General features: G+C 65.3%; 20 protein-coding genes. 9 read left to right on the top strand and 11 right to left on the bottom strand.

The window, feature by feature from the left end:
* Positions 1 to 26: 26 nt before the first annotated feature.
* Positions 27 to 3,431: an acyl-[ACP]--phospholipid O-acyltransferase gene (locus N2602_RS31250; protein ID WP_260380481.1), complete on the bottom strand. Its 3,405-nt coding sequence runs from the start codon at positions 3,429 to 3,431 to the stop codon at positions 27 to 29.
* 237 nt (positions 3,432 to 3,668) lie between these two features.
* On the opposite strand from N2602_RS31250, the gene N2602_RS31245 reads away from it, so the two are divergent.
* The gene (locus tag N2602_RS31245) at positions 3,669 to 3,791 is read left to right on the top strand and encodes a hypothetical protein (RefSeq protein ID WP_260380480.1); all 123 of its coding nucleotides are present in this window, start codon (positions 3,669 to 3,671) and stop codon (positions 3,789 to 3,791) included.
* Here the strand turns inward: N2602_RS31245 and N2602_RS31240 are convergent.
* Complete coding sequence (locus N2602_RS31240; protein ID WP_260380479.1) at positions 3,784 to 4,050, bottom strand: hypothetical protein; 267 nt, start codon at positions 4,048 to 4,050, stop codon at positions 3,784 to 3,786. The genes N2602_RS31245 and N2602_RS31240 overlap by 8 nt on opposite strands.
* Before the next feature lie 51 nt (positions 4,051 to 4,101).
* On the opposite strand from N2602_RS31240, the gene N2602_RS31235 reads away from it, so the two are divergent.
* The gene (locus N2602_RS31235) at positions 4,102 to 4,737 is read left to right on the top strand and encodes a TetR/AcrR family transcriptional regulator (RefSeq protein ID WP_172785943.1); all 636 of its coding nucleotides are present in this window, start codon (positions 4,102 to 4,104) and stop codon (positions 4,735 to 4,737) included.
* A gap of 10 nt (positions 4,738 to 4,747) precedes the next feature.
* On the opposite strand, the gene N2602_RS31230 is transcribed toward N2602_RS31235, so the two are convergent.
* From N2602_RS31230 to N2602_RS31215, 4 genes are all read right to left on the bottom strand, one after another.
* The gene (locus N2602_RS31230; protein WP_260380478.1) at positions 4,748 to 7,396 is read right to left on the bottom strand and encodes an autotransporter domain-containing protein; all 2,649 of its coding nucleotides are present in this window, start codon (positions 7,394 to 7,396) and stop codon (positions 4,748 to 4,750) included.
* A 284-nt stretch (positions 7,397 to 7,680) separates the two neighbouring features.
* The gene (locus N2602_RS31225) at positions 7,681 to 8,994 is read right to left on the bottom strand and encodes a GGDEF domain-containing protein (protein WP_260380477.1); all 1,314 of its coding nucleotides are present in this window, start codon (positions 8,992 to 8,994) and stop codon (positions 7,681 to 7,683) included.
* A 244-nt stretch (positions 8,995 to 9,238) separates the two neighbouring features.
* Entirely contained in the window at positions 9,239 to 10,543 is a 1,305-nt protein-coding gene (gene pncB / locus N2602_RS31220; RefSeq protein ID WP_172785713.1) for a nicotinate phosphoribosyltransferase, read from the bottom strand.
* A 99-nt stretch (positions 10,544 to 10,642) separates the two neighbouring features.
* The gene (locus N2602_RS31215; RefSeq protein ID WP_212259208.1) at positions 10,643 to 11,572 is read right to left on the bottom strand and encodes a LysR family transcriptional regulator; all 930 of its coding nucleotides are present in this window, start codon (positions 11,570 to 11,572) and stop codon (positions 10,643 to 10,645) included.
* 92 nt (positions 11,573 to 11,664) lie between these two features.
* Between N2602_RS31215 and pcaH the strand changes: the two genes are divergently transcribed.
* Entirely contained in the window at positions 11,665 to 12,453 is a 789-nt protein-coding gene (gene pcaH, locus N2602_RS31210; protein WP_260380476.1) for a protocatechuate 3,4-dioxygenase subunit beta, read from the top strand.
* A gap of 4 nt (positions 12,454 to 12,457) precedes the next feature.
* Complete coding sequence (gene pcaG, locus N2602_RS31205; protein ID WP_260380475.1) at positions 12,458 to 13,084, top strand: protocatechuate 3,4-dioxygenase subunit alpha; 627 nt, start codon at positions 12,458 to 12,460, stop codon at positions 13,082 to 13,084.
* Positions 13,085 to 13,108: 24 nt separating this feature from the next.
* Here pcaG and N2602_RS31200 read toward each other — a convergent pair whose 3' ends face one another.
* Together N2602_RS31200 and N2602_RS31195 are read right to left on the bottom strand one after the other, a co-directional pair.
* Positions 13,109 to 13,720: an NYN domain-containing protein gene (locus N2602_RS31200; RefSeq protein ID WP_260380474.1), complete on the bottom strand. Its 612-nt coding sequence runs from the start codon at positions 13,718 to 13,720 to the stop codon at positions 13,109 to 13,111.
* Between the two features lie 309 nt (positions 13,721 to 14,029).
* Entirely contained in the window at positions 14,030 to 14,935 is a 906-nt protein-coding gene (locus tag N2602_RS31195; protein ID WP_260380473.1) for a helix-turn-helix domain-containing protein, read from the bottom strand.
* 50 nt (positions 14,936 to 14,985) lie between these two features.
* On the opposite strand from N2602_RS31195, the gene pobA reads away from it, so the two are divergent.
* A complete protein-coding gene (gene pobA / locus N2602_RS31190; RefSeq protein WP_212259204.1) occupies positions 14,986 to 16,158 on the top strand; it encodes a 4-hydroxybenzoate 3-monooxygenase in 1,173 nt (390 codons plus the stop codon).
* A 183-nt stretch (positions 16,159 to 16,341) separates the two neighbouring features.
* On the opposite strand, the gene N2602_RS31185 is transcribed toward pobA, so the two are convergent.
* The 3 genes from N2602_RS31185 to N2602_RS31175 form a co-directional block, all read right to left on the bottom strand.
* Complete coding sequence (locus tag N2602_RS31185) at positions 16,342 to 18,492, bottom strand: adenylate/guanylate cyclase domain-containing protein (protein WP_260380472.1); 2,151 nt, start codon at positions 18,490 to 18,492, stop codon at positions 16,342 to 16,344.
* A 20-nt stretch (positions 18,493 to 18,512) separates the two neighbouring features.
* Positions 18,513 to 19,181 carry a hypothetical protein gene (locus N2602_RS31180; protein WP_172785721.1) on the bottom strand — a complete coding sequence of 223 codons (669 nt, stop codon included), beginning with the start codon at positions 19,179 to 19,181 and terminating at the stop codon, positions 18,513 to 18,515.
* Positions 19,182 to 19,369: 188 nt separating this feature from the next.
* A complete protein-coding gene (locus N2602_RS31175) occupies positions 19,370 to 20,509 on the bottom strand; it encodes an HD domain-containing phosphohydrolase (RefSeq protein ID WP_260380471.1) in 1,140 nt (379 codons plus the stop codon).
* A 243-nt stretch (positions 20,510 to 20,752) separates the two neighbouring features.
* Between N2602_RS31175 and N2602_RS31170 the strand changes: the two genes are divergently transcribed.
* Genes N2602_RS31170 through N2602_RS31155 form a run of 4 tightly spaced genes read left to right on the top strand, consistent with a single transcriptional unit; the run spans position 20,753 to position 23,983 of the window.
* Positions 20,753 to 21,076, top strand: a complete 324-nt coding sequence (locus N2602_RS31170) for a lipid asymmetry maintenance protein MlaB (protein ID WP_260380470.1) — start codon at positions 20,753 to 20,755, stop codon at positions 21,074 to 21,076.
* Positions 21,076 to 21,441, top strand: a complete 366-nt coding sequence (locus tag N2602_RS31165; RefSeq protein ID WP_100231554.1) for a response regulator — start codon at positions 21,076 to 21,078, stop codon at positions 21,439 to 21,441. Before N2602_RS31170 ends, N2602_RS31165 begins: the two co-directional genes overlap by 1 nt.
* Entirely contained in the window at positions 21,438 to 23,522 is a 2,085-nt protein-coding gene (locus N2602_RS31160) for a chemotaxis protein CheA (protein ID WP_260380469.1), read from the top strand. Before N2602_RS31165 ends, N2602_RS31160 begins: the two co-directional genes overlap by 4 nt.
* Positions 23,522 to 23,983 carry a chemotaxis protein CheW gene (locus N2602_RS31155; RefSeq protein ID WP_260380468.1) on the top strand — a complete coding sequence of 154 codons (462 nt, stop codon included), beginning with the start codon at positions 23,522 to 23,524 and terminating at the stop codon, positions 23,981 to 23,983. Before N2602_RS31160 ends, N2602_RS31155 begins: the two co-directional genes overlap by 1 nt.
* The last annotated feature ends 32 nt before the right edge of the window (positions 23,984 to 24,015 follow it).

The raw sequence follows: 24,015 nt of genomic DNA, 5'->3' as shown, positions 1-24,015 counted from the left end.
GCTCGTCTCGGAGCCCGGTGAACCTCTTACGCCACGTCGCGCTCTGGCGCTGATGCCTGCTCGCGGGCCATTGCCGTCGCCGTGACGTAATCGGTCTTGCCGGTGCCGAGCAGCGGCACCTTGTCGACCACCATGATCGTTGCGGGCACGGTGAGCTCAGAGGCGCCAATCGCCTTGGCCTGGATCTGCATCGCGCTGCGCTCGGCGTTCTTCTCCGTGGTCAGCAGCACGATGCGCTCGCCCTTGCGCTGGTCGGGAATCGAGACCGCGACCGAGCCGGCTTGCGGCCACAACGCCGCCGCGATGGCCTCGACCGCCGACAGCGACACCATTTCGCCCGCGATCTTGGCAAAGCGCTTGGCGCGGCCCTTGATGGTGATGAACCCGGCCGAGTCGATCGAAACGATGTCGCCGGTGTCGTGCCAGCCGTCGGGGAGCACTTCGAGCACGCCGGGATTTTCGGCCCTGAGATAGCCGAGCATCACGTTCGGGCCGCGCACCGAGAGGCGTCCGCCTTCCTCGATGCCGGGGACCGGATCGAGGCGGCTTTCCATCAGCGGTGACAGGCGCCCAACCGTGCCGGGGCGGTTGGCCATCGGCGTATTCATCGCCAGCACCGGCGCCGTCTCGGTGACGCCGTAGCCTTCGAGGATGCGGATGCCGTAGCGCTCCATGAACACCTGCCGCGTGCGGTCCTTGACCGCTTCGGCGCCGGCGATCACGAGGCGCAGGGTGCGGAAGTCGTAAGCATGCGCCGAGCGGGCATAGCCGGTGAGGAACGTGTCCGTGCCGAACAGGATCGTCGCGCCGGTCTGGTAGATCAGCTCGGGCACGATCCGGTAGTGCAGCGGCGACGGATACATGTAGATCGGAATGCCCGCCAGCAGCGGCATCATCATTCCGCCGGTCAGCCCGAACGAGTGGAACACCGGCAGCACGTTGAACACCTTGTCGTTGGCATTGGCATCGACCCGGGCCAGCGCCTGCGCAGCGTTGGCGAGGATGTTGCGGTGGGACAATACCACGCCCTTCGGCGTTCCTTCCGAACCCGAGGTGAACAGCACGACGGCGGGATCGTTGGCCTGGCGGGGTACGCGCGGCGTGGTGCCGGCGAGCAGGCCCTTGACCTTGTCGACGGTGCCGATCGAGGCACGGACGTCCTCGAGATAGACTACACGCGCCTCCGCGGAGATCGCGGCCATCAGCTTGTCGAGCTTGCCCTTCTCGATGAAGGCCTTCGAGGTCAGCACGGTCTTGACCTGCGCGGCTTTCATGGCGGCGAGCACGTTGACCGGACCGGCCGAGAAGTTGAGCATCGCCGGCACCCGGCCGCTGTTCTGCAGCGCCATGAAGACGACGGCGACGCCCGCGGAGTTCGGCAGCAGCACGCCGACATTCTCGCCGACGGCGGTGCCGCTCTCCAGCTTCCGGCTCAGCACCTGCGCGCCGAGGATCAGCTTGCGGTAGGTCAGCTTGGTGCCGAGCGCGTCCTCGATGATGACCTTGCCGGTATCGCGGTCGCGATAGGCGTGTCCGAGTGCCTCGAACAGCGTGTGATCGAGCATGGCGTTCTTGACGAGAGCGTCGATCATGACGTCCTGCAGCGCGGCGCCGGCCGCGTTGCGGCGTGCCTTGCCCTTGAGCGCTTCGTCGACCGGAAGCTTGACCGGCGGCAGGATGGTGACCGTCACGCGCGGAAACCACGACCGCTTGATCTGGCTCGAGTTGAGATAGCTGAGATAGGAGCGCTGCGCGCCTTCGATGCGGACGGGTACGACCACGGCGTCGGCCTTGTCCGCGATCATCGCGGTGCCGTCATACACCTTCATCAGCGAGCCGGAGACGGTGATCCGTCCTTCCGGGAAGATCACGACAGGCTCGCCCGCGGCGACGAGCTTGATCAGGTCGCGCGCAGCCAGCGGCTTGGTCGGGTCCATGGTGTAGTGCTTGACGACGCGCAGGAACGGCTTGGCCCACCAAGCCTTGGCGATGCCGGTGTCGACCGCAAAGCTCGCGTCGATCGGCAGCACGGCGTGCAGCAGCGGGCCGTCGATCAGGCTGACATGGTTGGGGGCGATCAGCATGCGCGTTCCCGGAGGCGGCAGGTTTTCGAGCCCCCGCACCTCGGTACGGAACAGGGCGCGGAACAGCAGCCCGCCGGCATCGCGCACACCTTCCTTGCCCCACTTGGTCAGCACGAACCACACCGCGCCGAAGCTGGCGACGCCGAGGCCGAAGAAGATCCAGCCGACATGGAGACCGGCCGCCTGCAGCAGCGCGACGAACAGCGAGCCGACCACCATGAAGGCGGCCTGCAGCACGTTGCCGGCGGCGATGATGCGGGCGCGCTCGGAAGGTTCGGACCAGGCCTGGACCGCGGCAAAGGACGGAACGACGAACAGGCCGCCGCCGAACGCGAAGGCGACGAAGTCGGCCAGCATGCGCAAGCCGGCGAACGAGGTGGCGAAGCCGAGCGCGGTGATGTCCTGCCCCTTGGCGGTGACGCCGATCGCCCAGGCGAGATCGAGGCCGGCAAAGCCCATGATGATGGCGCCGATCGGCACCAGCGCCAGGTTCGGGCGAACATGGCTGAGGCTGGCGGCAAACAGCGAGCCGATGGCGATGCCGATCGCGAAGACGGCAAGGCACAGCGTCACCACGCCCTCGGTGCCGCCGACGACCTCCTTGATCAGCGCCGGCAGCAGCGACAGCACGATGGCGCCGACCAGCCAGAACCAGGAGACGATCACGGTGCCGTCCCACAGCCGATGATCGGCATGCAATGTCTTGAGCAGGCTCACCGTTGAGGTCCAGGGATTGGCATCGACGGGCAGCTCAGGCGCGGAGGGCGTCGTCTGCGGAATGCGGGACGCGAACGCCCAGGACAGCACGGCCAGCACGACCACGGCCGATGCGACCCAGCCCATATGCGCGGAGCCGGCCACGAACTGGCCGCCGGCGACGGTGCCGAGCAGGATCGCCATGAAGGTCGCGCCTTCGACCAGCGCGTTGCCGGTCGCGAGCTCGCCGAGCTCCAGCTGGTCCGGCAGCATCGCGTACTTCACCGGGCCGAACAAAGCGGCGATGGTGCCGAACAGCGCGAGCGCGGCGAACAAGAGCGGCACCGAATGCAGGAAGAAGCCGGCAGCGGCGAAGGCCGCGGCAAAAATCTCGGCGAATTTGAGCCGCCTTGCGACGACGGATTTGACGTATTTGTCGGCGAGCTGGCCGCCGAGCCCGGACAGGATGAAGTAGGGGAAGATGAAGACGGCACCTGCGACCGTCACCAGCGCATCGCCATGGCCGGTCGCCGCGCTGTACAGCAGAATGATGACGAGTGCGTTCTTGAGCACGTTGTCATTGAGCGCCGAGAAGAATTGCGCCCAGAACAACGGCGCGAAGCGGCGTGACGACATCAATTCCCTGATCATGACTAGTCCTGTTCCAAAAAGGCAGCCTGAGACTGTGCGTTGTCTGTGAAACGTCACGACCGGAAGCGCATGGGGCGAACGATTGCGCGGCAACGAAGTTGCTGGCCTGCTCTGTCCCCTCGGTTCCTCCGATCCTGTTGGTCTTCAATTGGTCTCGTTAGGTTCGCAAATATCTGGTCGAGGTCGCGGCGGACCCGGGCGGGAGCAGCCTCACTCGCCCGGATATGGCGCCGGGCGATGAAGGAAAAGCTGAACCGCATCGCTGAAATCCGCCGGATCGGCCGCGCAGGTCCAGACATGGTGAGTGCATCCTTGCAGCCGGCGCTTGCATTCGAACCGACCCGCGCGCGCCTCAAGTGAGATGGGCGAGGTGGCGAAACGGCGAGAGGCGGCCGAGCAGGCTGAACCGGCGCCGCTCCTGGCGCGCACGGGCGCGGCTCGCCCGCCCCATCCGGAAGGTCGCCCGGCGCTCGGCGAGCACGCCCGCAACGTCGCAAGCCGTGGCGATGCGATTGATCGGCGCCATGGCGAACCGCAGCAGGGCGCGGCCGAGCCCGGTTGCGAGGGCGGCGGCGTCATCGGCGAAGGTGGTGACGAGATCGACAGCAAGGGTTTGCATTTTCCAGGTCTCCAGGTTAGATTGAACAATGTTCACATGAGTAGCTTGAAAATGAACAACGTTCAAGAAGAATCGCGGCGCGACCAGAAAAAATTTCGGCGCCGGCTGCAAATCGTCGAGATTGCGCGCGGCATTATCTCAGCTAAGGGGCTGAGATCATTGAAGGTTCGGGACGTGGCGGAGGCGGCCGGCTGCTCGGTTGGCAGCATCTATAACGAGTTCGGCGACTTCGATGGGGTCATCCTGACGGTGAACCGGGAAACGGTTCAGGCGCTCACAGCCCGGCTCCGGGCTGTTCCTGCCGAGGGTCCGGTTCGCCAGCTCTATGGGCTCGCCGAGACCTATCTCGACTTCTTCGCCGCGCACGCCAATCTGCTGCGCTCCCTGTTCGAGCATCGGATGGAGGACGATCGCCCCTATCCGGACGATATCCTCCAGATGGTGATGGATGCGTTCGCGCTGATGCATCCGCCCTTGGTGCGGCTATTGCCGGATGCGGATGACGTGAAGATCGCGCTGCTGTCGCGCACGCTGTTTTCCGCCGTGCATGGCATCATCTCGCTCGGCCTCGAGGAGCGCATGGTGGCCGTGCCGTCGCAGATGCTGCGCCAGCAGATCGAACAGTTCGTCGACACCCATCTCAGAGGTCTCGGCATTCTGCCGGTCGGTGCAGGGCTGTCTCGATGAGGCGCCGCCGCTACCAGGTGTAGCGCAGGCTCGCGGTGCCGGAATAAGTGGTGCTGTGAGCCGCGAGCTCGCCGTCGAACTTGGCCGACAGGGCAACACCGTTCGAAAATTTCAGCTCGGCACCGGCGGATGCGAGGGCAGCGTCTTTCGCCGGCGTCGCGCCATTTACGATGAAGCTGGCGCCGGGCAGGGCCTGGAACGCGGCGACGAGCGTCGGATCGCTCACCCAATCATGGGCCCACGCGGCGCGAGCCCGTAGCGTCAGGACCGCACTCGGCGAGACCAGCGTCGCCCGGTCGAAGCGTGCGCCGAGCTCACTCCTCGTGTGGGAGGCCGTGCGTCCCTGATAGGTCAGGCCAAATCCGCTGCCGGCCGGATCAGTCTCGGTATAGGTCGGCGTGCGAAATGCCTGCGCCTGCGCAGCCGCGTAGGGCGTGAAGCCGCCGATCGGCGTGGCGAAGCGATAGCCGCTCTCGATGCGGCCGCCGACGGTCTGAGCATCGAACTTTGCGGTGAGCTGGTTGCCGAACGGGGCCAGGCGATCCGTCGACATCCAATGATTGGCCACGGCGAGAGAGGCGGCGAAATAGGCGGGTCCGTTGCGGACCGCGGTGTACACGCCGGCCTGGACCGCATCGCTCTTGCCACCGCCGATCGCCTGCGCCAGATCCCACTTGGTGCCGCCGCCGGAGAGCGCGAAGCCGACGACCGCGTCGCGGCTGACATGATAGTCGGCGCCGGCAGCTACGCCGCCGGCGCGGGCGCTGAGGTCGTGGCTGCCGATCACGACCGGGTCGCCGCTGGTGCGATTGGTGCCGCCGAACGCCGCGCCCCAGGCGGTCCAGCGCTCGGCAAAGGTCGGCGCCTTCGGCGGGGCGCCCAGAACCTTGTTGTAGGCGAGGGCAATATCCTCCGGCAGCGCGGCGCGCTCGGGGCTGAAGCCGAGCGCAGTGTCGCTGGCGCTCGTGGTACCGCGTCCGCTCACGAACGGATCGAGCATGAGGCCGAGGAACTGGCTGGTGAACTGGAACGCGCCCTGCTGCGCGCCGGTGGCAGCTTCGCCTGAGAGCTGATCGAGATTGTAGCGGAGCTGGGCGTCGCTTTGCCCTGCGAAAGACGAGAGGAAGGGCAGATTGGGGCCGAATGCGCTCAGCGCGCCGGCCACTTCCTTCTGGTTTTGCGTCTGTGCGATGGAGAGGAACGCGGCGTTGTTGTAGTTGAGCGTCAGGAAAACGTTGAATCCGTCATAGCTGAGGGAGGACGCGAACAGCTGCGGATTGTATCCGCTGACGGTCACGCCCGCGAAGCTGCCGGTGAGGCCAGCCGTCGTGCTGAGGATGGTATACTGTGTCGAGGGATTGTAGGCGCCTGCAAGTGTGGTGACGGCGACGGTGCCGCCGGTCAGCGTCGCGCTCATAGCGGTAATCTTGTCAGATTGTCCGGCCGCGTTGACCGAGATCGCGTACGTCGACCCTGACTGGAACGCCGCATTGCTGTTGACGACGAGTTGACCGAGATTGCCGGGCGCGACCGTACCGCCCGACACCACGGTGAGCGATCCGATCATGCCGCTGCCACCGAGCGTGCCGCCGGTCACGACCGTCCCGAAGTTGGCCATCGTGCCGTTGACGATGAGGGTGCCGGCCTGGACGACCAGGGCGGCCGCGTCCATCGTGATGCCCGTCAGCGTCCAGGTCGAATTGCCGGTTTTTTCCAGCAGCTCGAAGTCCTTGAACTGGCCGGCCGCGCCGAATGTGCCGAGGTCGAATGCCGCGTTGGCGGTCCCGCCCAGGCGCAACGTGTCCATTCCGTTCCCACCCACGACCCAGCCCGTGATGTTCGATCCCGCGCGCAGCTCGAAGACGTCGTTGCCATTCTTGAGGTCGACGGCGGTGCTGACCCCACTGCTGCTGATCGCGCCCGAATTGACGATGGTGTCTTGACTGTTCGAGCCCGAAATTGCGGTGCCGACACTCGAGATCGTTCCCGCATTGTTGATGACGTTGCCGTCAGCTGCGCTGTTGAGATCGATGGCAGCGACATTGCCGGACTGCACGAGGCCGCTCGACAAGATGTTCACCTGGTTGTTCGCCGCTCCAGCGCCGATGCTGATTCCGATAGCTCCGAGGGCGCCGCTTCCCACCGCGCCGGCGATCTCGACGACGTTGTTGCTCGAATTGGCGAGGCCGATGCTCGCCGAGCCAAGGGGTGTCGATGCAACCACCGCCCCGGCATCGATCGTTATGGTGTTGTTGCCTCCACCGCTCACGTCGATGCCGTCATTGCTGCTGGATGTGACCGACGCGTTGCCGAAGACCCTGACTGCGCTGTTGGATGCGAATTGAAGAAATATGCTCGCAAAGGTGGGGTCGCTCACCGTGGTCGCGGTGGTGCCGTCCCCGATGTTGACGGTGACGCCGGTGACCACGGCTGCTGTTTTGATCTGGGTGTTGTTCCCGACGCAGGTAACTGAATCGCCCGATTGAAGCGTCGTTAGCGTGCCGCTCCCGGTCATCACACACACCGCTTGTGCCGGCGTGATGAACCCCGGCAGCGAGCTGCCCAGGGCACCGATCGTGGTGCTCAAGAGAAGCGCGCGCCGCCGGCGCGTCGTTGCACGAACGATATTGCGCGGGGCGATCAAATCATTCCAAGGCACTTCCAAGCTCCTCTCGGCGCGGTCCGGGCGGATTCGTACCCGCAGCATCGGGCGCACCCATGCTTAGCGAGTGAGGCCCCGGCCATCGTGGACAGGGGCGCAATGCGACGTGTCAGAATGCGAAGGGCGCTGCTTTTTCAGATCGATGTGGCCGCGGCGTCACAACTGTGCTGCGTCACCGCATTGTGGGGCGCGCCGGATGGATCGGGGCGCCTTCGGTGGGCCTGAGGCACCTCAACCTGATTGCGATGGCGCTGGAGATGAATTTGGGGGCTAGGCGGCAATCAGCCCTTTGCAGCGATGACCTCGCGCGGCCGGTGCGCGATTACGACGACGTCCGGTTTTCCGCTCTCGACCTGAACGCGGTTGCGTCCCTTTTCCTTGGCGCGGTAGCAGGCGGCATCCGCGCGCCGCATCGCATCCTCGAGCGTGATGTTGCCGTCGGCGATGCAGGCGACCCCGATGCTGGCGGTCACGGCAAAGCCGCGGTCGTCCCAGGTGAAATCGAACAGCTCCAGCGACCGGCGCAGGCGCTCGGCGATGTCGACGGCATCGAAGGGGGAGCATCGCGGCAGGATCAGGCCGAATTCGTCACCGCCGAGCCGGGCCACCAGATCATGCGCATGCCGGTCCTGTTGTAGCAGGCGCGAGACCTGGCAGAGCAGGCGGTCGCCGGCGAGATGGCCGCAGCTGTCGTTGACGCTCTTGAACGGGTCGAGGTCGATCAGGATGAGGGCGAGCGCACCCGCTGCGGCATTGTCCAGCTCGCTTTGCAGGCGCGCCTCGAAGGCGCGGCGGTTGCAAAGGCCGGTCAGCCAATCGTGCGATGCCTGCCAGGCCAGGCGCTCCTTCTCGGCATGCAAGGCGTCTTCGAATGACTGCCGTTGCAGCACCAGCCGCCGCGTATGCCAGATCAGCAGCAGGATCAGCGTCGCGGCGGTGAGGACATTTATGCCCGTCAGCATCAGCTTGATCGCGCGGGAGCCTTCGCCGAGGACGGTGGAGAACCGCTTGGCATGCACCGTGAACTGGGCATTGAGCTCTGACAGCCGCGACGACAGGAATTGCAGGCGGCCGTCGTCCTGAATGGGACCTTTCTCCAGCTCGGATCGGATGACCTCGCCGAACACGCTGAGCTCCAGCAGCATGGGGTCGGTGGCGGCCCATTCCCTGATCGCGTCCTGGAGGAAGCTGACGCGGTTGAAATAGCGAAACAGCCAGATCAAACCCGGGACATCGTCGGGATGGTTGCCGCCTTGCAGAAAGCCGATGCGCGCGGCCTCGACGTCGACCGGATCGCGCTCGAGCGCCCAGCGCGCGAACTCGTCGCCGATGGGAACGGCGAGTGAAGCCTGATATTGCGCGAACTGGCTCGGTTCGCCCGAATGCAGATAGAGATTGAGGAAATAGACGGCGTTCTTCTGCGAGCGTGACCAGAGTGCTTCGCCGGCGACATAGGCGCGGACCGACGACATCACCTCGAGGCTGAATCCGGCGATCGCCGCCTGCAGCAGGACGACCATCACGAAAGGCAAGACGAGCTTGATGACGTGAAGGAAGTTGCCGCCCTCCGCCGACGCCGCTGTTCTGCGAAACACACTAGTCCCCAAGTCGATCGACGCGCCCCAGAGGGCGTTGCGCCTGCAACGCAAAGTAGACGAGATGGTTGCTTAACTCGACCTGAAAGGCGCGGAGGACTCCGTACCAGGGTGAAGCCGTTGTGAAGCAGGCGTCCGCAAATCGCTTCAAATGCCGGCGAACGGACAACTGGCGCGGTATCGACGAACGATGCCGCGCATTCGTCATGCGCGATTTACCCGATGGAGAGAATTTGGCGAGGCGCTACACCAGCACCGGCTTGCGCACGCGACCGGCGTCGCCGAACACGCGCAGGTAACGCGCGATCTCCGAGGGCAGGCCGGTCGCCTTCTCCGGATTGTCGGAGAGCTTGACAGCCGGACGGCCGTCGACCGACGAGACCTTGCAGACCAGCGAGATCGGGTCGAGGCTGATCGAGCCGTCCGGCGTGCAGCCGACGAAGTCGTTGGTGAGGTTGGTGCCCCAGCCGAAGGAGAGCCGCACGCGCCCTGCGAAGTGGCGATAGGTGTCCTCGATCGAGCCGACATCCATCGCGTCGGAAAAGACGAGCAGCTTGTCCTTGGGGTTGCGGCCCTTCTTTTCCCACCAGGCGATGATCTCCTCGCCGGCCTGGATCGGCGGCGCGCTGTCGGGGCGAAAACCGGTCCAATCGGCCACCCATTCCGGCGCATCGCGCAGGAACGCCTTGCTGCCGAAGGCGTCGGGCAGCGCGATCAGGAGGTTGCCGCCGTAAGTCTGACGCCATTGGTCGAGAATGCGGTAGGGCGCCCAGCGCAATTCCTCGTCGTCCCTGGCGAGCGCGGCTGCCACCATCGGCAGCTCGTGCGCGTTGGTGCCGATGGCTTCGAGATCGTTGTCCATCGCGAGCAGCACATTGGACGTGCCGATGAAGGAGGGGCCGAGGCCTTCCTTCACCGCCTCGACGCACCAGCGCTGCCAGAGGAAGCCGTGACGGCGGCGCGTGCCGAAGTCGGAGAGCCGCAGGCCCTCGAGCTGGCGCAGCCGTTCGACCTTGGTCCACAGCTTGGCCTTGGCGCGGGCGTAGAGCACGTCGAGCTCGAAGCGGCCGCGGCCCTTCATGGCCGCACGCGAACGCAGCTCGTTGAGGATCGCAAGTGCCGGAATCTCCCACATCGTGGTGTGGGTCCAGGGGCCATGGAAATGCAGCTCGTATTGGCCCTCGACCTTGCGCAGCTCGTACTCGGGCAGGCGGAATTCCGCCAGCCAGCGGATGAAATCCGCCGAAAACATATGGGTCTTGCCGTAGAAGGTGTTGCCGGCCAGCCAGATCAGCTCTTTCTTGGTGAAGCGGATGGTGCGGGCATGGTCGAGCTGGGCGCGCAGCTCGCCCTCGTCGATGATCTCGGCAAGCCGCACATGGCGCGAGCGGTTGATGACCGAGAAGGTCACCTGCTGATCCGGGTAATCCTCCCGAATCATCTGCAACATCAATAGTTTGTAGAAGTCGGTATCAAGCAGGCTGCGGATGATGGGATCCAGCCGCCAGCTGTGATTGTAGGTCCGGCTCGCAATGTCAGTCACTGTCATGGGGGGATTTTAGCGCGGCTCCCCCTGCGCAACCAGTGGGTTTGGGACGAGCAGTCTTGCGTAGCGCGGCACCTGATATCAGGGCTTGAGAACCGGAGATCAGAGCTTGGCGGCCGTCGTCGCGACGGCCTCGAGCTGGCTCCTGACCCAGCGATGGGCCGGGTCCTTCTGGTAGCGCTGGTGCCAGACCATGAACATCGGCAGCTCGGCCAGGGTCTTCGTGCGGGACGCCAGCGGGATCGGCGTTTGCGCAAAGCCGCGCATCACGCCGGACGCGAGCAGGCTCGGCATGCTCGCCAGCATCTGCGAGCCGCGCAGGAAGGACGGCACGCCGGAGAAGCTCGGCACCGAGATCGCGATGTCGCGGTGAAGCCCGTTCGCTGCGAGCCGGCGGTCGAAGTCGAGCCGCTCATTGTCCGTGTAGACCACGGTGATGTGACGCGCCGCGAGATAGGCATTGCGGCTGGCCGGCGCGGCACGTGCCTTGGCATCGTAGTAGCAGACATAGTGATCCCTCAGCAGCCGCTTCTGCACGATGTCGACGCCCGATGGCGGCAGTGGTGTGATCAGGAGGTCGCAGCGGTTCTCGCGCAGCATCGCCGGCGAAGGCGATTGCGAGGGGATCACGCGCAGGTTCAGGCTCTTCACTTGTGCGGCGACGTGATCGAAGAACCGCGGCAGCAGCAGGTCGCGCTGGAAGTCGTTGGCGGCGATCGTCAGCGACAGCTGAGCCTCCTCCGGCGCGAAGCTGACGCCGCCGGCAAAGCTGCGCATCTCGTCGATCAGCGCGCGTGCCTTGCCGGCCAGCGCCTGGGCATGAGCCGTTGCGACGATGCCGCGGCCTGACTTGGCGAACAGCGGATCGCCGGCGATCCGCCGCAGCTTGTTCAGGGCGTGGCTGACGGCCGATTGCGTCAGGCCGAGCCGCGTCGCCGCCGCCGTGACCGATCCCTCCTCCAGCACGGCCAGGAACAGTTCGAGGGCGTGGCCATCGAGGGCCAAATGATCGATTTCCTTCATGTAATTCATTATAATTCATCTATTTATCTTGAGCATAGGGTGGCTCATGCTCTCCCGATAAGCCGGGCCCGACCCCGGGCTCCCAGGGAGAGACAACGCCGATGAATGCCCAGGCGCCAGCCTTGCGGGATCCCCGCCTCAACCGTCCCGAGCCGTTCACGCCGCCGCTCGGCGACGGCGGCTTCTTCCAGCGCGACCGCGCGATCCATCCGCCGGCACATGCGCCAGGCTACAAGTCCTCGGTACTGCGCTCGCCGCGCCAGTCGCTGCTGTCCCTTGAGAACTCGATCTCGGAGATGTCAGGGCCGGTGTTCGGGCACAATGATCTCGGCCCGCTCGACAACGATTTGATCCGCAATTGCGCCAAGGACGGCGATCCCGTCGGCGAGCGCATCATCGTCCACGGTCGCGTGCTGGACGAGACCGGCCGCGGCATTCCGAACACGCTGGTCGAGTTCTGGCAGGCCAATGCGGGCGGCCGCTACCGGCACAAGAAGGACACCTATCTGGCGCCGATCGATCCGAATTTCGGCGGCTGCGGCCGTGCGCTCACCGACGACACCGGGTACTATTATTTCCGCACCGTGAAGCCGGGCCCCTATCCCTGGCGCAACTACGTCAACAGCTGGCGCCCCGCCCATATCCACTTCTCGGTGTTCGGCTCGGGCTTTGCGCAGCGGCTGATCACGCAGATGTATTTCGAAGGTGACCCGCTGATCCCGGTCTGCCCGATCCTGACGACGATTCCGGACAAGGACGCGCTCGATCGCCTCGTCGCGCCGCTCGATCTCAACGCCTCGACGCCGTTCGACTCGCTCGCCTACCGCTTCGACATCGTGCTGCGCGGCCAGCGCTCCACCTATTTCGAAAATCGCACCGCGGGGAACTAAGCCCATGCCGCAGCCGCTCAACTACCTCAAGGAAACCGCCTCGCAGACCGCCGGGCCCTACGTCCATATCGGCCTGATCCCGGCCATGGCCGGCTTCGACATCTTCGAGAAGAACTTCTCCAACGTGCTGGTGACGCCGAATACCAAGGGCGAACGCATCACGCTGGAGGGCAAGGTGCTCGACGGCGCCGGCACGCCGCTGCGCGACGTGCTGCTGGAGATCTGGCAGGCCAATGCGGCCGGCCGCTACAACCATCCGGCCGATCGCTCGGCCGGCGCGCTGGACGACGAGTTTCGTGGCTGGGGCCGCGCCGGCTCCGACTTCGACAGCGGCCTCGTCACCTTCGAGACCATCAAGCCGGGCGCGATCACCGACAGGACGGGACGCAAATGCGCGCCGCACGTCAACGTCTGGATCGTCGCGCGCGGCATCAACATCGGCCTCAACACCCGGCTCTATTTCTCGGACGAAGAGGCGGCCAACGCCGCCGATCCCGTGCTCAACCTGATCGAGCAGCCGATGCGCCGCAAGACATTGATCGCAACCCGCAGCGAGCGCGCCGGCAAAATCGTGTACGCCTTCACGATCAATTTGCAGGGGCCGGAGGAGACGGTGTTCTTCGACGTGTGAGGCGCCGGGGCGGCCGTCCTCCGATCATTCCACCCGGTCGTCGCGCTTGATCGTTCCGCGCGCGAGGAATTGCGGCGGCTGCCGCATCTCGCGCGATCCCAGCCGATCGGGTGGATCGCGCCCAACTTTTGGTTTCAGCTCCACCAAATCAATGAAGGCGTCCGCCTGCCGGCGCAGGTCGTCGGCGACCATGGGCGGCTGAGTGGAGAGTGTGGAGACGACGGTCACGCGGACACCGCGGCGTTGCAAGGCCTCGACCAGCGAACGGAAGTCCCCATCGCCCGAGCACAACACGATCTGATCGACGTGCTGGGCGAGCTCCATCGCGCTCACGGCAAGGTCGACATCCATGCTGCCCTTCACCTTGCGGCGGCCGGTAGCGGGGTCGACGAATTCCTTGGTGAGCTTGGTGACGACGGTGAACCCGTTGTAGTCGAGCCAATCGATCAAGGGGCGGATCGACGAATATTCCTGATCCTCGATGATGGTCGTGTAGTAGAAGGCGCGTAACAGCGTAGCTCGGCTTTGAAATTCACAGAGCAGGCGTCTGTAATCGATCTCGAAGCCGAGCGCCTTGGCGGTGGCATGGAAATTGGAGCCGTCGATGAAGAGCGCGCTCTTCCCAAGCGAAGACATTATCCACAACTCCCGGGTTCGGCGCGAAAGCCGACCGTCCAGCCGAAATGGCGCGGCGTGTCGGCAGGAAAATACCTCAACGCGCCGTTGGTTTGCCGAAAAAGCGGCGCAGACGACCGGACAGGGTTGGCCGCCTTGCGCCGAGGGTAGGGAGGTTGCATGCCACCAGCGCCAGGGCGCCGAATGCCGTCACGCTAGGGCCTGGGCATGCCCCGCTCAATTGTACGGAGGTAAAGCGCCTCTATCCAAAGGATGGGGCGCTATATACGAAGGTAGTGGCAACGAGAGATATCGCGGTTCCGCGGCGCGTCAGCCTTCGCCGCCATGGAGCCGCGCGCGAAACGCGCGTGGCGATACGCCCGTGGCGGCGGCGTAGACCCGGCTGAAATAGGCGGGGTCGTCGAAGCCGAGGGCGTAGGCGATCGTCGAGACCGGCAGGTTGGTGTAGACGAGGTTGCGCCGCGCCTCGCGGATCAGGCGGTTGAGGATCAGATGCGAGGCGGTGTCCCCGGTCGCCGCCCGCGTGATCCGGTTGAGATGCGTCGGCGTCACCGACAGCGCCCCGGCATAGTCGGCGACGCTCCAGCGCTCCAGATGATGCTGCTCCAGCAGCGCCTCGAAGCGGCGGAACAACCCGCTTTCCGCGGTGCCGTTGCCGCCGCTCTCGCCCGTGAGCGCGCGCGCCACCAGCCCGATCATGGCCGACGACAGGGCGCGGAGCACATGCGCACGGCCGAAGTCGCGCGCGGCGTGCTCGGCGAAGATCTGCTTCATCGTGGCGCGGATCTGCGGCGTGCCGCGCACCACCGCCGACCGCGACAGCGCCCCGCGCAGGCCCTCGGCGGCGAGCAGCGCTTCATCGAGAATCTCCGCGGCGATGGTCAACACCCACCCTTGCGTATCGGGCTCGAAGCGGAAGCCGTGGACGTGGCCGACCGGCACGTTGACGATCTGCATCGGCCTCAGCGGCACCACGCGCCCGTCGAGCGTCGCCTCGCCGCCACCGCGCTCGATCAGCAGCACCTGGTGCAAGCGGGCATGGCGGTGCACGGCTAGCGTCCAGTCGTGCAGCACCGAACGCGACGCGATCGTCTCGCAATGCACGACGTCAGGCAGATCGCCGGACTCGCCGAACAGATTGTAGACCCGGATCGCCGGGGCGGGGACCGCGCTTCTCATGTTCGAATAGTACAAGACAAAGGCGAAACCCTCCATCGGTCTGCGGCGTAGAATATGCAAAAAAATGCCGACGGGAGGACGCAAAAATGAAAGTTCAGGTCTGTATCATCGGCGGTGGGCCGTCCGGGCTGCTGCTGTCCCAGCTGCTGCACCTCAAGGGCATCGACACCATCCTGCTGGAGAAATACAGCCGCGACCACGTGCTGGCCCGGATCCGCGCCGGCGTGCTCGAGCACGGCTTTGCGAAGCTGATGCGCGAGGCGCAGTGCGGCGAGCGGATGGACCGCGAGGGCGAGATCCACAACGGCTTCGAGATCGCCCATGACGGCGTGCTGTCCCATATCGACTTGCACAAGCATTCCGGCGGCAATTCGGTGCTGGTCTACGGCCAGACCGAGCTGACGCGCGACCTCTACGAGGCGCGCGACCGGGTCGGCGGCAAGGTCGTGCACAATGCCGAGGACGTCACGCCGCATGATCTGACGTCGGATCGGCCCTACGTGACGTATCGCTCGAACGGGCAGACGATACGCGTCGATTGCGACTACGTCGTCGGCGCCGACGGTTTCCATGGCGTCAGCCGCAAGTCGATCCCGAAGGACGTGCTGCGCGAATATGAGAAGGTCTATCCGTTCGGCTGGCTCGGGGTGCTGTCGCGCACGAAGCCGGTATCGCCCGAGCTGATCTACGTGAAGCACGAGCGCGGCTTTGCGCTATGCTCGCTGCGCTCGCAGGTGCTGAGCCGCTATTACATCCAGGTGCCACTGACGGACAAGGTGGAGGACTGGAGCGACGATGCGTTCTGGGCCGAGCTGAAACGCCGCCTGCCGGACGAGGTTGCCGGCCGCCTGATCACCGGCCCGTCGATCGAGAAGAGCATCGCACCCTTGCGCAGCTTCGTCGCCGAGCCGATGAGCTATGGCCGCCTGTTCCTCGCCGGCGATGCCGCGCACATCGTGCCTCCGACCGGCGCGCGCGGGCTGAACAGCGCCGCGTCCGACATCTATTATCTCTATCACGCGCTGCTCGCGCATTATCAGAGCGGCGACGATGCCGGTCTCAAGGGCTATTCCGCCAAGGCGCTCGCGCGGATCTGGAAGGCACAACGCTTCTCCTGGTGGATGACGATGATGCTGCACCGCTTCCCCGACCGCATCGAATACGAGGATCGGCTGCAGCAGACCGAGCTCGACTATCTGCTCTCGTCCGAAACGGCGCAGCGGCTGCTCGCGGAGAACTATACGGGGCTGCCGTTTTAACGCGGCCTCTCTTCACCCTCCCCTGGAGGGGGAGGGTCGATCGCGCGAAGCGCGAGCGGGGTGGGGTGATCTCTCCACACGGGCACTGCCTCGGTGGAGAGACTGTCACCCCACCCCGTCTCACATTTCGCTGCGCTAAATGTGAGCCGACCCTCCCCCTCCAGGGGAGGGTAAGGGGCCACGCTACTTTCCTTCCAGCGTATTGACCGGTGTCCAGTCCGGCGGCGGCGGAGTCTCCGTCAGCACTTTCGCGCGCTTGGCGAACCGAGCTGACGCAGGATCGATCTTCGCGACGCCCTCGAACGCATCGGCCGCCTTCGCAAACTCGCGTCCCCGCCAGCACGCCAGCCCTTCCGCATATGCTGCGGCCACCTTCGCCTGCTCGGCGCTTTGCGCGCCGGTTTCCGCCAGCGGCTCGAACACCCTGATCGCCTCGCCGCGGCCCTGCACCCTGATCGCATCGAGCTCGCGCCAGGCGAAGCTATCGCCGGTCTGCGCCATCGTGGTTTCGGAGGCCATGATCGCGGTGCCGTAATATTTGTTGGCGCCCTCGAGCCGGGAGGCGACGTTCACGGTGTCGCTCATCACGGTGTAGTTGAAGCGGCGCCGCGAGCCGATATTGCCGACCACGGCTTCGCCGCTGTTGAGCCCGATGCGGTGCGACAGGCCGTGACCGGCGAAGGCGGGATGGCCGGCATTGAGCTCGGCGAGCTTGTCGTGGCACTTCAGCGCGGCACGCACCGCGTTGCGCGCGTGGGCGGGATCGTCGGCCGGTGCGCCGAACATGGCGACGATGGAATCCCCGATATATTTGTCGACGTAACCGCCATGGCCTTCGATGATGTCGGTCATGGCGGACAGATATTCGTTCATCAGCGTCACCAGCTCGCCCGGCGTCATCGTCTCGGCGATCGACGAGAATCCGCTGAGGTCGGAGAAGAACATCGTGACGTTGCGAGTCTCGCCGCCGAGCGCCGGCATCTTGCCGGAGGCGACCATGGTCTCGATCACCTCGGGCGCGAGGTAAAGGGCAAAGCTCTTGCGCAGGAAGCGCTCGTCGCGGTCGGCCAGCACGAAGCGATAGCCGATCATGATCGCGAGCGCGGCAAGGCTGGCGAGCGCCGGTTCGGTCAGCGGCAGCGCCAAGGCATGGACGAATGCGCCGACGGCAACGACCAGGTAGACGATCGTGAGGCCGAGCCAGGCGATCAGCGCGCCACTCGGTGCGAGCACGCCGGCCGCGCAGGCGATGATGGCCGCGAATGCGATCGTGAGAAGGGTCCGCGCGGGGAAGCCGAGCTCGGTCACGGCATCGCGCTCGATCAGGTTTCGGACCGCAGCGGCGTGCACGAACACACCGGCGACGTCGCTGCGGGCCTTTTGCGCGGTGCTGGCGGGCGCGGGCAGGGCACATCGTGCCGACGGTGTGCCGTCATGGCCGCCGGACAGGCGCATCGAGGTGAGCTTGCGATCCTCGAAGTTGAGGACGGTCCCGAGCAGAACGACCTTGCCCTCGAAGGCGCGCCGGAAGAAATCGCGGTCGCCTTTTTCGACGCAGGCGCGCAGGTCGGCAAAGGAGAAGGTCGGTACGTCGCGGCTGAGGCCGCGGAAGTTGAGCGTCAGCGTGTTCGGCACGGCGCTCGGGATCGCGTAGCCGGATAGCTCGGCCGCACCGGATGGCGCAATCTCGAGCTTGGCGCCGAGCGCGCGGGCGGCGAGCTCGACCGCCATTGCGGGCACCGGCTTGCCGTCGATGTCGAAGGTGAGCGGCATCCGCCGGATGACATCGTCCGTATCGGTGTGGACATTGAGCGCACGGACGTTGTTTCGCACCGCCAGCTGCTGCGCACGGTAGGGCGGTTCTGGATGGTCGTTGCTCAGGATCTCGCCGAGCACCAGCTTGCCATTGTCCGAGATCTGCCGCAGCGCGATCAGATAGTCCCGGTCAAATCCCCTCACACGGCTGCCAAACGATGTGTCGCCAAAGGGAATCTCGGACTGCTCGATCGAGTTCTTGAAGATGACGTCGAAGCCGATCACCTTGGCGCCGCCGTCGCTGATGCTGCCGAGCACCCGGCCGATCTCGCGCGTCCAGGTCTGCGTCGGCGAACCCTTGAACGGCGGGGTCTCGTAGGTTTCGCCGTCGATGGCCACGACGACAACCGGCGATGTCGCGGGATCGCGGCGCTCGCCAATGAGCTTGCCGCGCAGCGCGGTGAGGATGTCGAGCGAGAGGCCTTGCAGCGTCTGCAGCGGTGGCGACGTGAAGATCGCGCCCGCGAGGAGCGCGATCAGAATCGCCGCAACGATGTCCCGTCCCCCGATCCGCCGCATCGCCCCGTCGCCGGGTCCGCCTATTCGAGCCGCAGCAGGCGGCCGATGATCGGGGTCGGCGAGGAGGTGGCGCTGGCGTCGATCTGGAAGGTGTAGCGCTTGGCACCGAGAATGGCGAGGTAGCTCCCCCCCGGGGTCAGTGTCTTCCCGGCTTTGGCGAAATCATAGAACTTGCCGCCGACCATGGCGTCGCCCTTGAGCGGCACGCTGATCGTGGGCTCCTTGCCGTCGGTGCGCTCGATCACCAGCGTGCCGCCGGCTTTGGCTTGCACCAGTGGCGAGACGCCGTAAAGCGTCGGCAGCTTGGCCGGCCCGCCCTTGGCGTCCGAGCGCATGGTGCGGAAGGTCGTCGCGGCGCTCTGGTTCGCTTCGCGCTCCGACAGTTTTGCCGCATTGGTATCGCACGGCACCTTTTCCCGCTTGACCTCGCCCAGCTGCACGGTGCTCTGCTCGGCGCCGACCAGGACGACACCCTCGCTGATGGTCTCGCGCTGGCAGGACTTCAGGTAGCTGAGCGTGATGCTCGCCTTGGGCCCGAGCTTGATGATCTTGCCCGGCGCCACGTAGTCCATGAACGCGATGCCGTCGACCTTGCCCTGGATGTCCTCGACGATCGCAGCGGGAGTCTCCGCCAAAGCGGGGGCCGCAAGGCAGAATGCGCCGACACAGGCGCCGATCAGGCTTTTCATGGGAATTCTCATCCAATTCGACGATGCTCTGGTGCCCCGTCCTGGTTCGATGCCTAGCAGCACGGCGCCGGGGCAAGTGTGACCAGAATCACTCATAGGTCTTGGTGCCACTTTAGCAGGAACAGGTTCAAGCCGGCGACCGGAGAAACAATGTCAAGCCGCGGCAAGATGTTGGCGGATTGATCGGCTCAGGCGGTCGGGACGGCCTCGGTCGGGGTGTCCTCGTCTGAAGAGATTTCCGCCGCACTCTCCTGACTGGGAGCGAGAAGGGCCTCGGCGCTCGGCAAAGGAATCGTTCGCGGAGCGCCGGCGATCTCGACCACCTCGTCCCAGCGCGACAGGAAAGCCGTCACGCAGGCCGGATCGAACTGGCGCCCTGCGTTCTCGACCAGGTAGCCGCGCGCGACGTCGAGCGGCATCGGTTCCTTATACGGCCGCCGCGTCGTCAGGGCGTCGAAGACGTCGGCGACCGCCACTACGCGCGCGGCAATCGGGATTTCATCCGCCTTCAGGCCGCTCGGATAGCCGGCGCCGTCCCAGCGCTCGTGATGGCCTGCAGCAATTTGTGCGCCGAGCCGGATCAGCTCGCAGCTGGAATCGGCCAGGATGCGCTCGCCGATCGTCGCATGCGTCCGGATCACCGCCATCTCCGCCTCGGTGAGCCTGCCCGGCTTGAGCAGGATCTTGTCGGGAATGGCGACCTTGCCGACGTCGTGCAGGGGGGCGGCGAGATAGATGTCGCGGCAGAGCCGGGCCGGCAGGCCGAGCTGCTCGGCGATGATGCGGCTGTAGCGGGCGACCCGCAGCGTGTGCTCGCCGGTGTCGTTGTCGCGGTATTCGACCGCGAGCGCGAGCCGCAGGATGATCTCCTCCTCGCGGTCACCGAGCTTTCGTGTCGCGATCGCGACTTCGCTGGCCAGATGCGCGGCGCGGTCGTTCAGCTTGCGTACGGCTGCACCAAGCTGAACCAAATTCCGCAGACGCACCGTCATCTCGACGCTCTGCGGCTGCTTGGGCAGGAAATCGGTTGCACCGGCCTGCAGCGCTTCCATCTTCACGTCATCGGTCTGACGCGAGGTGATCATCGCGATCGGGATGTCGGCGCGGCCGGGAAGCCTGCGGAAGGTGCGGATGAAGCTGATGCCGTCCATGTGCGGCATCTCGTAGTCGACCAGCACCAGATCGAAGGCGCGCTCCTGGGCGCAGGCCAGCGCCTCCACAGGATCGAGGAAGGTGGTGGCCTCGACCAGACCTTCAGCCTCGATGTGGCGTTTCAGGAAGTTGAGGACGGAGCGGCTGTCGTCAACCAGGAGCGCTTGGGTGAGCATCGGGCTCTGTTCGCTGGCAAAGGCACGAACCCGAGCCATTACTGAAGCGGATTTAACACGAAGCAAATTCGACGCGGATGTGCGTGTCCAGCCCACAATGCGGCCAGGTTGTGCACGTCTGCATGCGGTTGCGCGAATTCCGGAAGAATGTGACCCGTAGTTGTACGGATGCCCGCGTTAGGAGTTTGCTCACCGGATTCGCGTCAAACGAGTAGTGGAATTTTAGCAAAGGCGGATGCTGCGATGTCGCTCAACCCCACCGAGCCGAAGTGGTCGCTGCGGTTGCCCGCCGATTGCAGCATTGCGGCCATCCGCAATGTCTATGATCTCATTCGCGAGGCATTCGGCCGCCAGGAGCGGCTCGAGATCGACTGTTCCAGCGTCGACAAGGCCGACGTGACCTCGATCCAGCTTCTGCTGTCGACCGCCAAGACCGGCGAGGCCCAGGGCCGTCCGGTCGTCCTGACCTCCTTTTCACAATCTTTGCGCAACACCCTTCGCCGCGCCGGCTTCGCCAGCGAGGCGATGATCGATCAGCATTTACCGCAAAAGAAAGATGGCACCTGATGGCCACGATTTTGACCGTCGATGATTCTCCCAGCATTCGGCAAATGATCAAGGTCGTGCTCGAGCCGGCCGGTCACAACGTGATCGAGGCCGGCGACGGCGCGCAAGGGCTCGCCAAGGCGCAGGCCGGCAAGCTCGACCTCGTCATCACCGACCTCAACATGCCCGTCATGAACGGGCTGGAGCTGATCCGCGCATTGCGCAAGCTGCCGAGTGCGGTCGGCATGCCCATCGTGTTCCTGACCACCGAATCCAACGACACGGTGAAGCAGGAAGCCAAGAGCGCCGGCGCCACCGGCTGGATCACCAAGCCTTTCAAGCCTGAACAATTGCTCGCCGTGGTCGGCAAGCTGGTGCGCACATGAGCGCAATGGACCCGACCGAGGTCTTTCGTCAGGAAGCCAGCGAGCTCTTCGAAGTTCTTGAAGGCGCCTTGCTCGATCTCGGCCAGCGTCCAGACGACCGCGAGCTGGTCGATTCCGCCTTCCGCGCCCTGCACACGATCAAGGGGTCGGGCGCCATGTTCGGCTTCGACAAGGTCGCCTCCTTCACCCACGAATTCGAGACCGCCTTCGACCGCGTCCGCAAGGGCGAGATCAAGCCGACGCAGGAGCTGATCTCGGTCGCGCTCGCCGCCAAGGACTACATCCGCGCATTGATCGAGGATCCTCAGTCGACCGACGACATCATCGGCGAAGCCATCCTCGACGACCTCAAGCGCTTCGTCGCGGCCGACATGCCCGTCGCCCTTGAGGTCGGGGCCCCTCCGCTGGCGCCTGCCGAGAGCAAGCAGGCCGGCTGGCACCTCTATCTGGAGTTCGAATCCCACATCCTGCGCAACGGCTCGAATCCGCTCGACCTGTTGGAAGATCTCTGCAAGCTCGGCCCCTGCTTTGTCGTGCCCGTCACCGACGGCATCCCGTTCCTCGACGAGATGGATCCGGAAGACTGCTATCTGAAGTGGGACGTCAAGCTGCACGCGGCCTGCGACAAGGATGCGATCGACGACGTCTTCATGTTCGTCCAGGACGAGATGAAGCTGACGCTCTCGCCTCTGGAGCATGTCGAAGCGCCCGCGCCGGCCCCGCTGTTCCAGCTGCTCGACGAAGAGCCGGCGATGGCCGAAATGGCTGCGCCTGTGGTGGAGGCCATCGCCGAGTTGCCCGCCGCAAGGGCCGAGCCCGAGTTCGAGGCCAAGCCGGACGTCAAGTCGGACGTCAAGCGCGAGACGGCACCCGCCCGCCGCGAGGACGCCAAGCAAGAGCGTAGCATCGCCACCGTTCGCGTCCAGGCCGAACGCCTCGACGAGCTGATGGACCGCGTTGGCGAGCTCGTCATCGCCCAGGCGCGGCTGACCCAGCTCGCCGCCTCCGGCTCCGACCTCTCGATCAAGATGATCGCCGAGGAGATCGAGCGCCTTGCCTCGTCCCTGCGCGACACCACGATGGGTGCGCGCATGGTGCCGATCGGCTCCTTGTTCGGCCGCTTCCGCCGCCTCGTGCACGATCTGTCGCGGGATCTGTCAAAGCCGGTCGAATTCGTCACCTCGGGCGAGGATACCGAGCTCGACAAGACCATGATCGAGGCCCTGGCCGATCCGCTGGTGCATCTGATCCGCAACGCCATCGACCACGGCGTCGAGGACACCGCCACACGCGCCGCCACTGGCAAGACCGAGCAGGGCCGGATCGAGCTCGCCGCCGTGCATTCCGGCGCCCAGGTGCTGGTCACCGTGAAGGACAATGGCGGTGGTCTCAACACCGCGCGCATCCGCGCGAAGGCGGAAGAGCAGGGGCTGATCGCAGCCGGTGCCGTGCTCAGCGACCACGAGATTCACCAATTCCTGTTCCACCCGGGCTTCTCGACCGCGCAGACCATCTCGGCGCTGTCGGGTCGCGGCGTCGGCATGGACGTGGTCAAGCGCACCATCGAGAACATGCGCGGCTCGATCGACCTGTCGACCCGCCCGGGCCAGGGCACCATTGTGACGCTGCGCCTGCCGCTCACGCTCGCGATCATCGAGGGCCTCCTGATCCGCGTCGGCGAAGGCCGTTACATCATTCCGCTGTCGGCGGTCGAGGAATGCGTCGAGCTGACGGCCGAGGACGAGCGTTCGCGCGGCCGCAACTTCCTCAACGTGCGCGGCAATCTCGTGCCCTTCCTGCGCCTGCGCGAGCTGATGGCCGCCTCCGGCGCGCCGGACCGGCATCAGAAGACGATCATCATCTCGACCGGCGAGACCCGCGTCGGCCTCGTCGCCGACCAGATCATCGGCAACCACCAGACCGTGATCAAGTCGCTGTCCAAGCTGCACTCCGACGTCACCATCTTCTCCGGCGCGACGATTCTGGGTGACGGCACGGCCGCGTTGATCCTCGACGTCGCGCAGCTCGTCGCAATGGCGCAGTCGAAGGTCGAGAAGCAGCATATCAGCGAGGCGGCGTGATGAACGACGGTTTGGCGGGCGAGCATCAGTCCGGCGCGATGCAGGTCGTGATGATCGGCCTCGGTGAGGAGAAGTTTGCACTCGACGCCGGTCTCGTGCGCGAGATCATCGATCCCGTCCCCGTGACCAGGGTGGCCGGCGCGCGCGCCTTCGTTCCCAGCGTGATCAACGTGCGCGGCAACGTCATTCCGCTCGCCGACCTGCGCATTCGCTTCGGCATGCCGCAGCTCGACAACTCGGCCGACACGCGCATCGTCGTCATCGAGCTCGAGCTGGACGGAGAGCCGGTTCTGGTCGGCGTCACCGCCGACAAGGTCTACGAGGTCACGGAGATCTCGCAGACCGACGTGCAGCAGACGCCGCGCGTCGGCATGCACTGGAAGCCGGAATTCATCCGCTTCATCGCGAAGTGGCGTGAAGAGTTCGTCATCGTTCCGAACATGGAACGCATTCTGAATTGAAAGCAAATCCAATCGCAAGATTGAGGGGCTGA

It is taken from the genome of Bradyrhizobium sp. NC92 (assembly GCF_025200865.1).
Classification (GTDB): Bacteria; Pseudomonadota; Alphaproteobacteria; order Rhizobiales; family Xanthobacteraceae; genus Bradyrhizobium.
Note: the sequence above shows the minus strand (reverse complement) of the source record. Positions and strands in the feature narration are given on the sequence as shown.

Bases quoted from the DNA above. Each gene is read 5' to 3' on its own strand.
- N2602_RS31250 (WP_260380481.1), bottom strand. From the start codon at position 3,431: ATGATCAGGGAATTGATGTCGTCACGCCGCTTCGCGCCGTTGTTCTGG.
- N2602_RS31245 (WP_260380480.1), top strand. From the start codon at position 3,669: ATGAAGGAAAAGCTGAACCGCATCGCTGAAATCCGCCGGATCGGCCGC.
- N2602_RS31240 (WP_260380479.1), bottom strand. From the start codon at position 4,050: ATGCAAACCCTTGCTGTCGATCTCGTCACCACCTTCGCCGATGACGCC.
- N2602_RS31235 (WP_172785943.1), top strand. From the start codon at position 4,102: ATGAACAACGTTCAAGAAGAATCGCGGCGCGACCAGAAAAAATTTCGG.
- pncB (WP_172785713.1), bottom strand. From the start codon at position 10,543: ATGACAGTGACTGACATTGCGAGCCGGACCTACAATCACAGCTGGCGG.
- N2602_RS31215 (WP_212259208.1), bottom strand. From the start codon at position 11,572: ATGAATTACATGAAGGAAATCGATCATTTGGCCCTCGATGGCCACGCC.
- pcaH (WP_260380476.1), top strand. From the start codon at position 11,665: ATGAATGCCCAGGCGCCAGCCTTGCGGGATCCCCGCCTCAACCGTCCC.
- pcaG (WP_260380475.1), top strand. From the start codon at position 12,458: ATGCCGCAGCCGCTCAACTACCTCAAGGAAACCGCCTCGCAGACCGCC.
- N2602_RS31200 (WP_260380474.1), bottom strand. From the start codon at position 13,720: ATGTCTTCGCTTGGGAAGAGCGCGCTCTTCATCGACGGCTCCAATTTC.
- N2602_RS31195 (WP_260380473.1), bottom strand. From the start codon at position 14,935: ATGGAGGGTTTCGCCTTTGTCTTGTACTATTCGAACATGAGAAGCGCG.
- pobA (WP_212259204.1), top strand. From the start codon at position 14,986: ATGAAAGTTCAGGTCTGTATCATCGGCGGTGGGCCGTCCGGGCTGCTG.
- N2602_RS31185 (WP_260380472.1), bottom strand. From the start codon at position 18,492: ATGCGGCGGATCGGGGGACGGGACATCGTTGCGGCGATTCTGATCGCG.
- N2602_RS31180 (WP_172785721.1), bottom strand. From the start codon at position 19,181: ATGAAAAGCCTGATCGGCGCCTGTGTCGGCGCATTCTGCCTTGCGGCC.
- N2602_RS31175 (WP_260380471.1), bottom strand. From the start codon at position 20,509: ATGCTCACCCAAGCGCTCCTGGTTGACGACAGCCGCTCCGTCCTCAAC.
- N2602_RS31170 (WP_260380470.1), top strand. From the start codon at position 20,753: ATGTCGCTCAACCCCACCGAGCCGAAGTGGTCGCTGCGGTTGCCCGCC.
- N2602_RS31165 (WP_100231554.1), top strand. From the start codon at position 21,076: ATGGCCACGATTTTGACCGTCGATGATTCTCCCAGCATTCGGCAAATG.
- N2602_RS31160 (WP_260380469.1), top strand. From the start codon at position 21,438: ATGAGCGCAATGGACCCGACCGAGGTCTTTCGTCAGGAAGCCAGCGAG.
- N2602_RS31155 (WP_260380468.1), top strand. From the start codon at position 23,522: ATGAACGACGGTTTGGCGGGCGAGCATCAGTCCGGCGCGATGCAGGTC.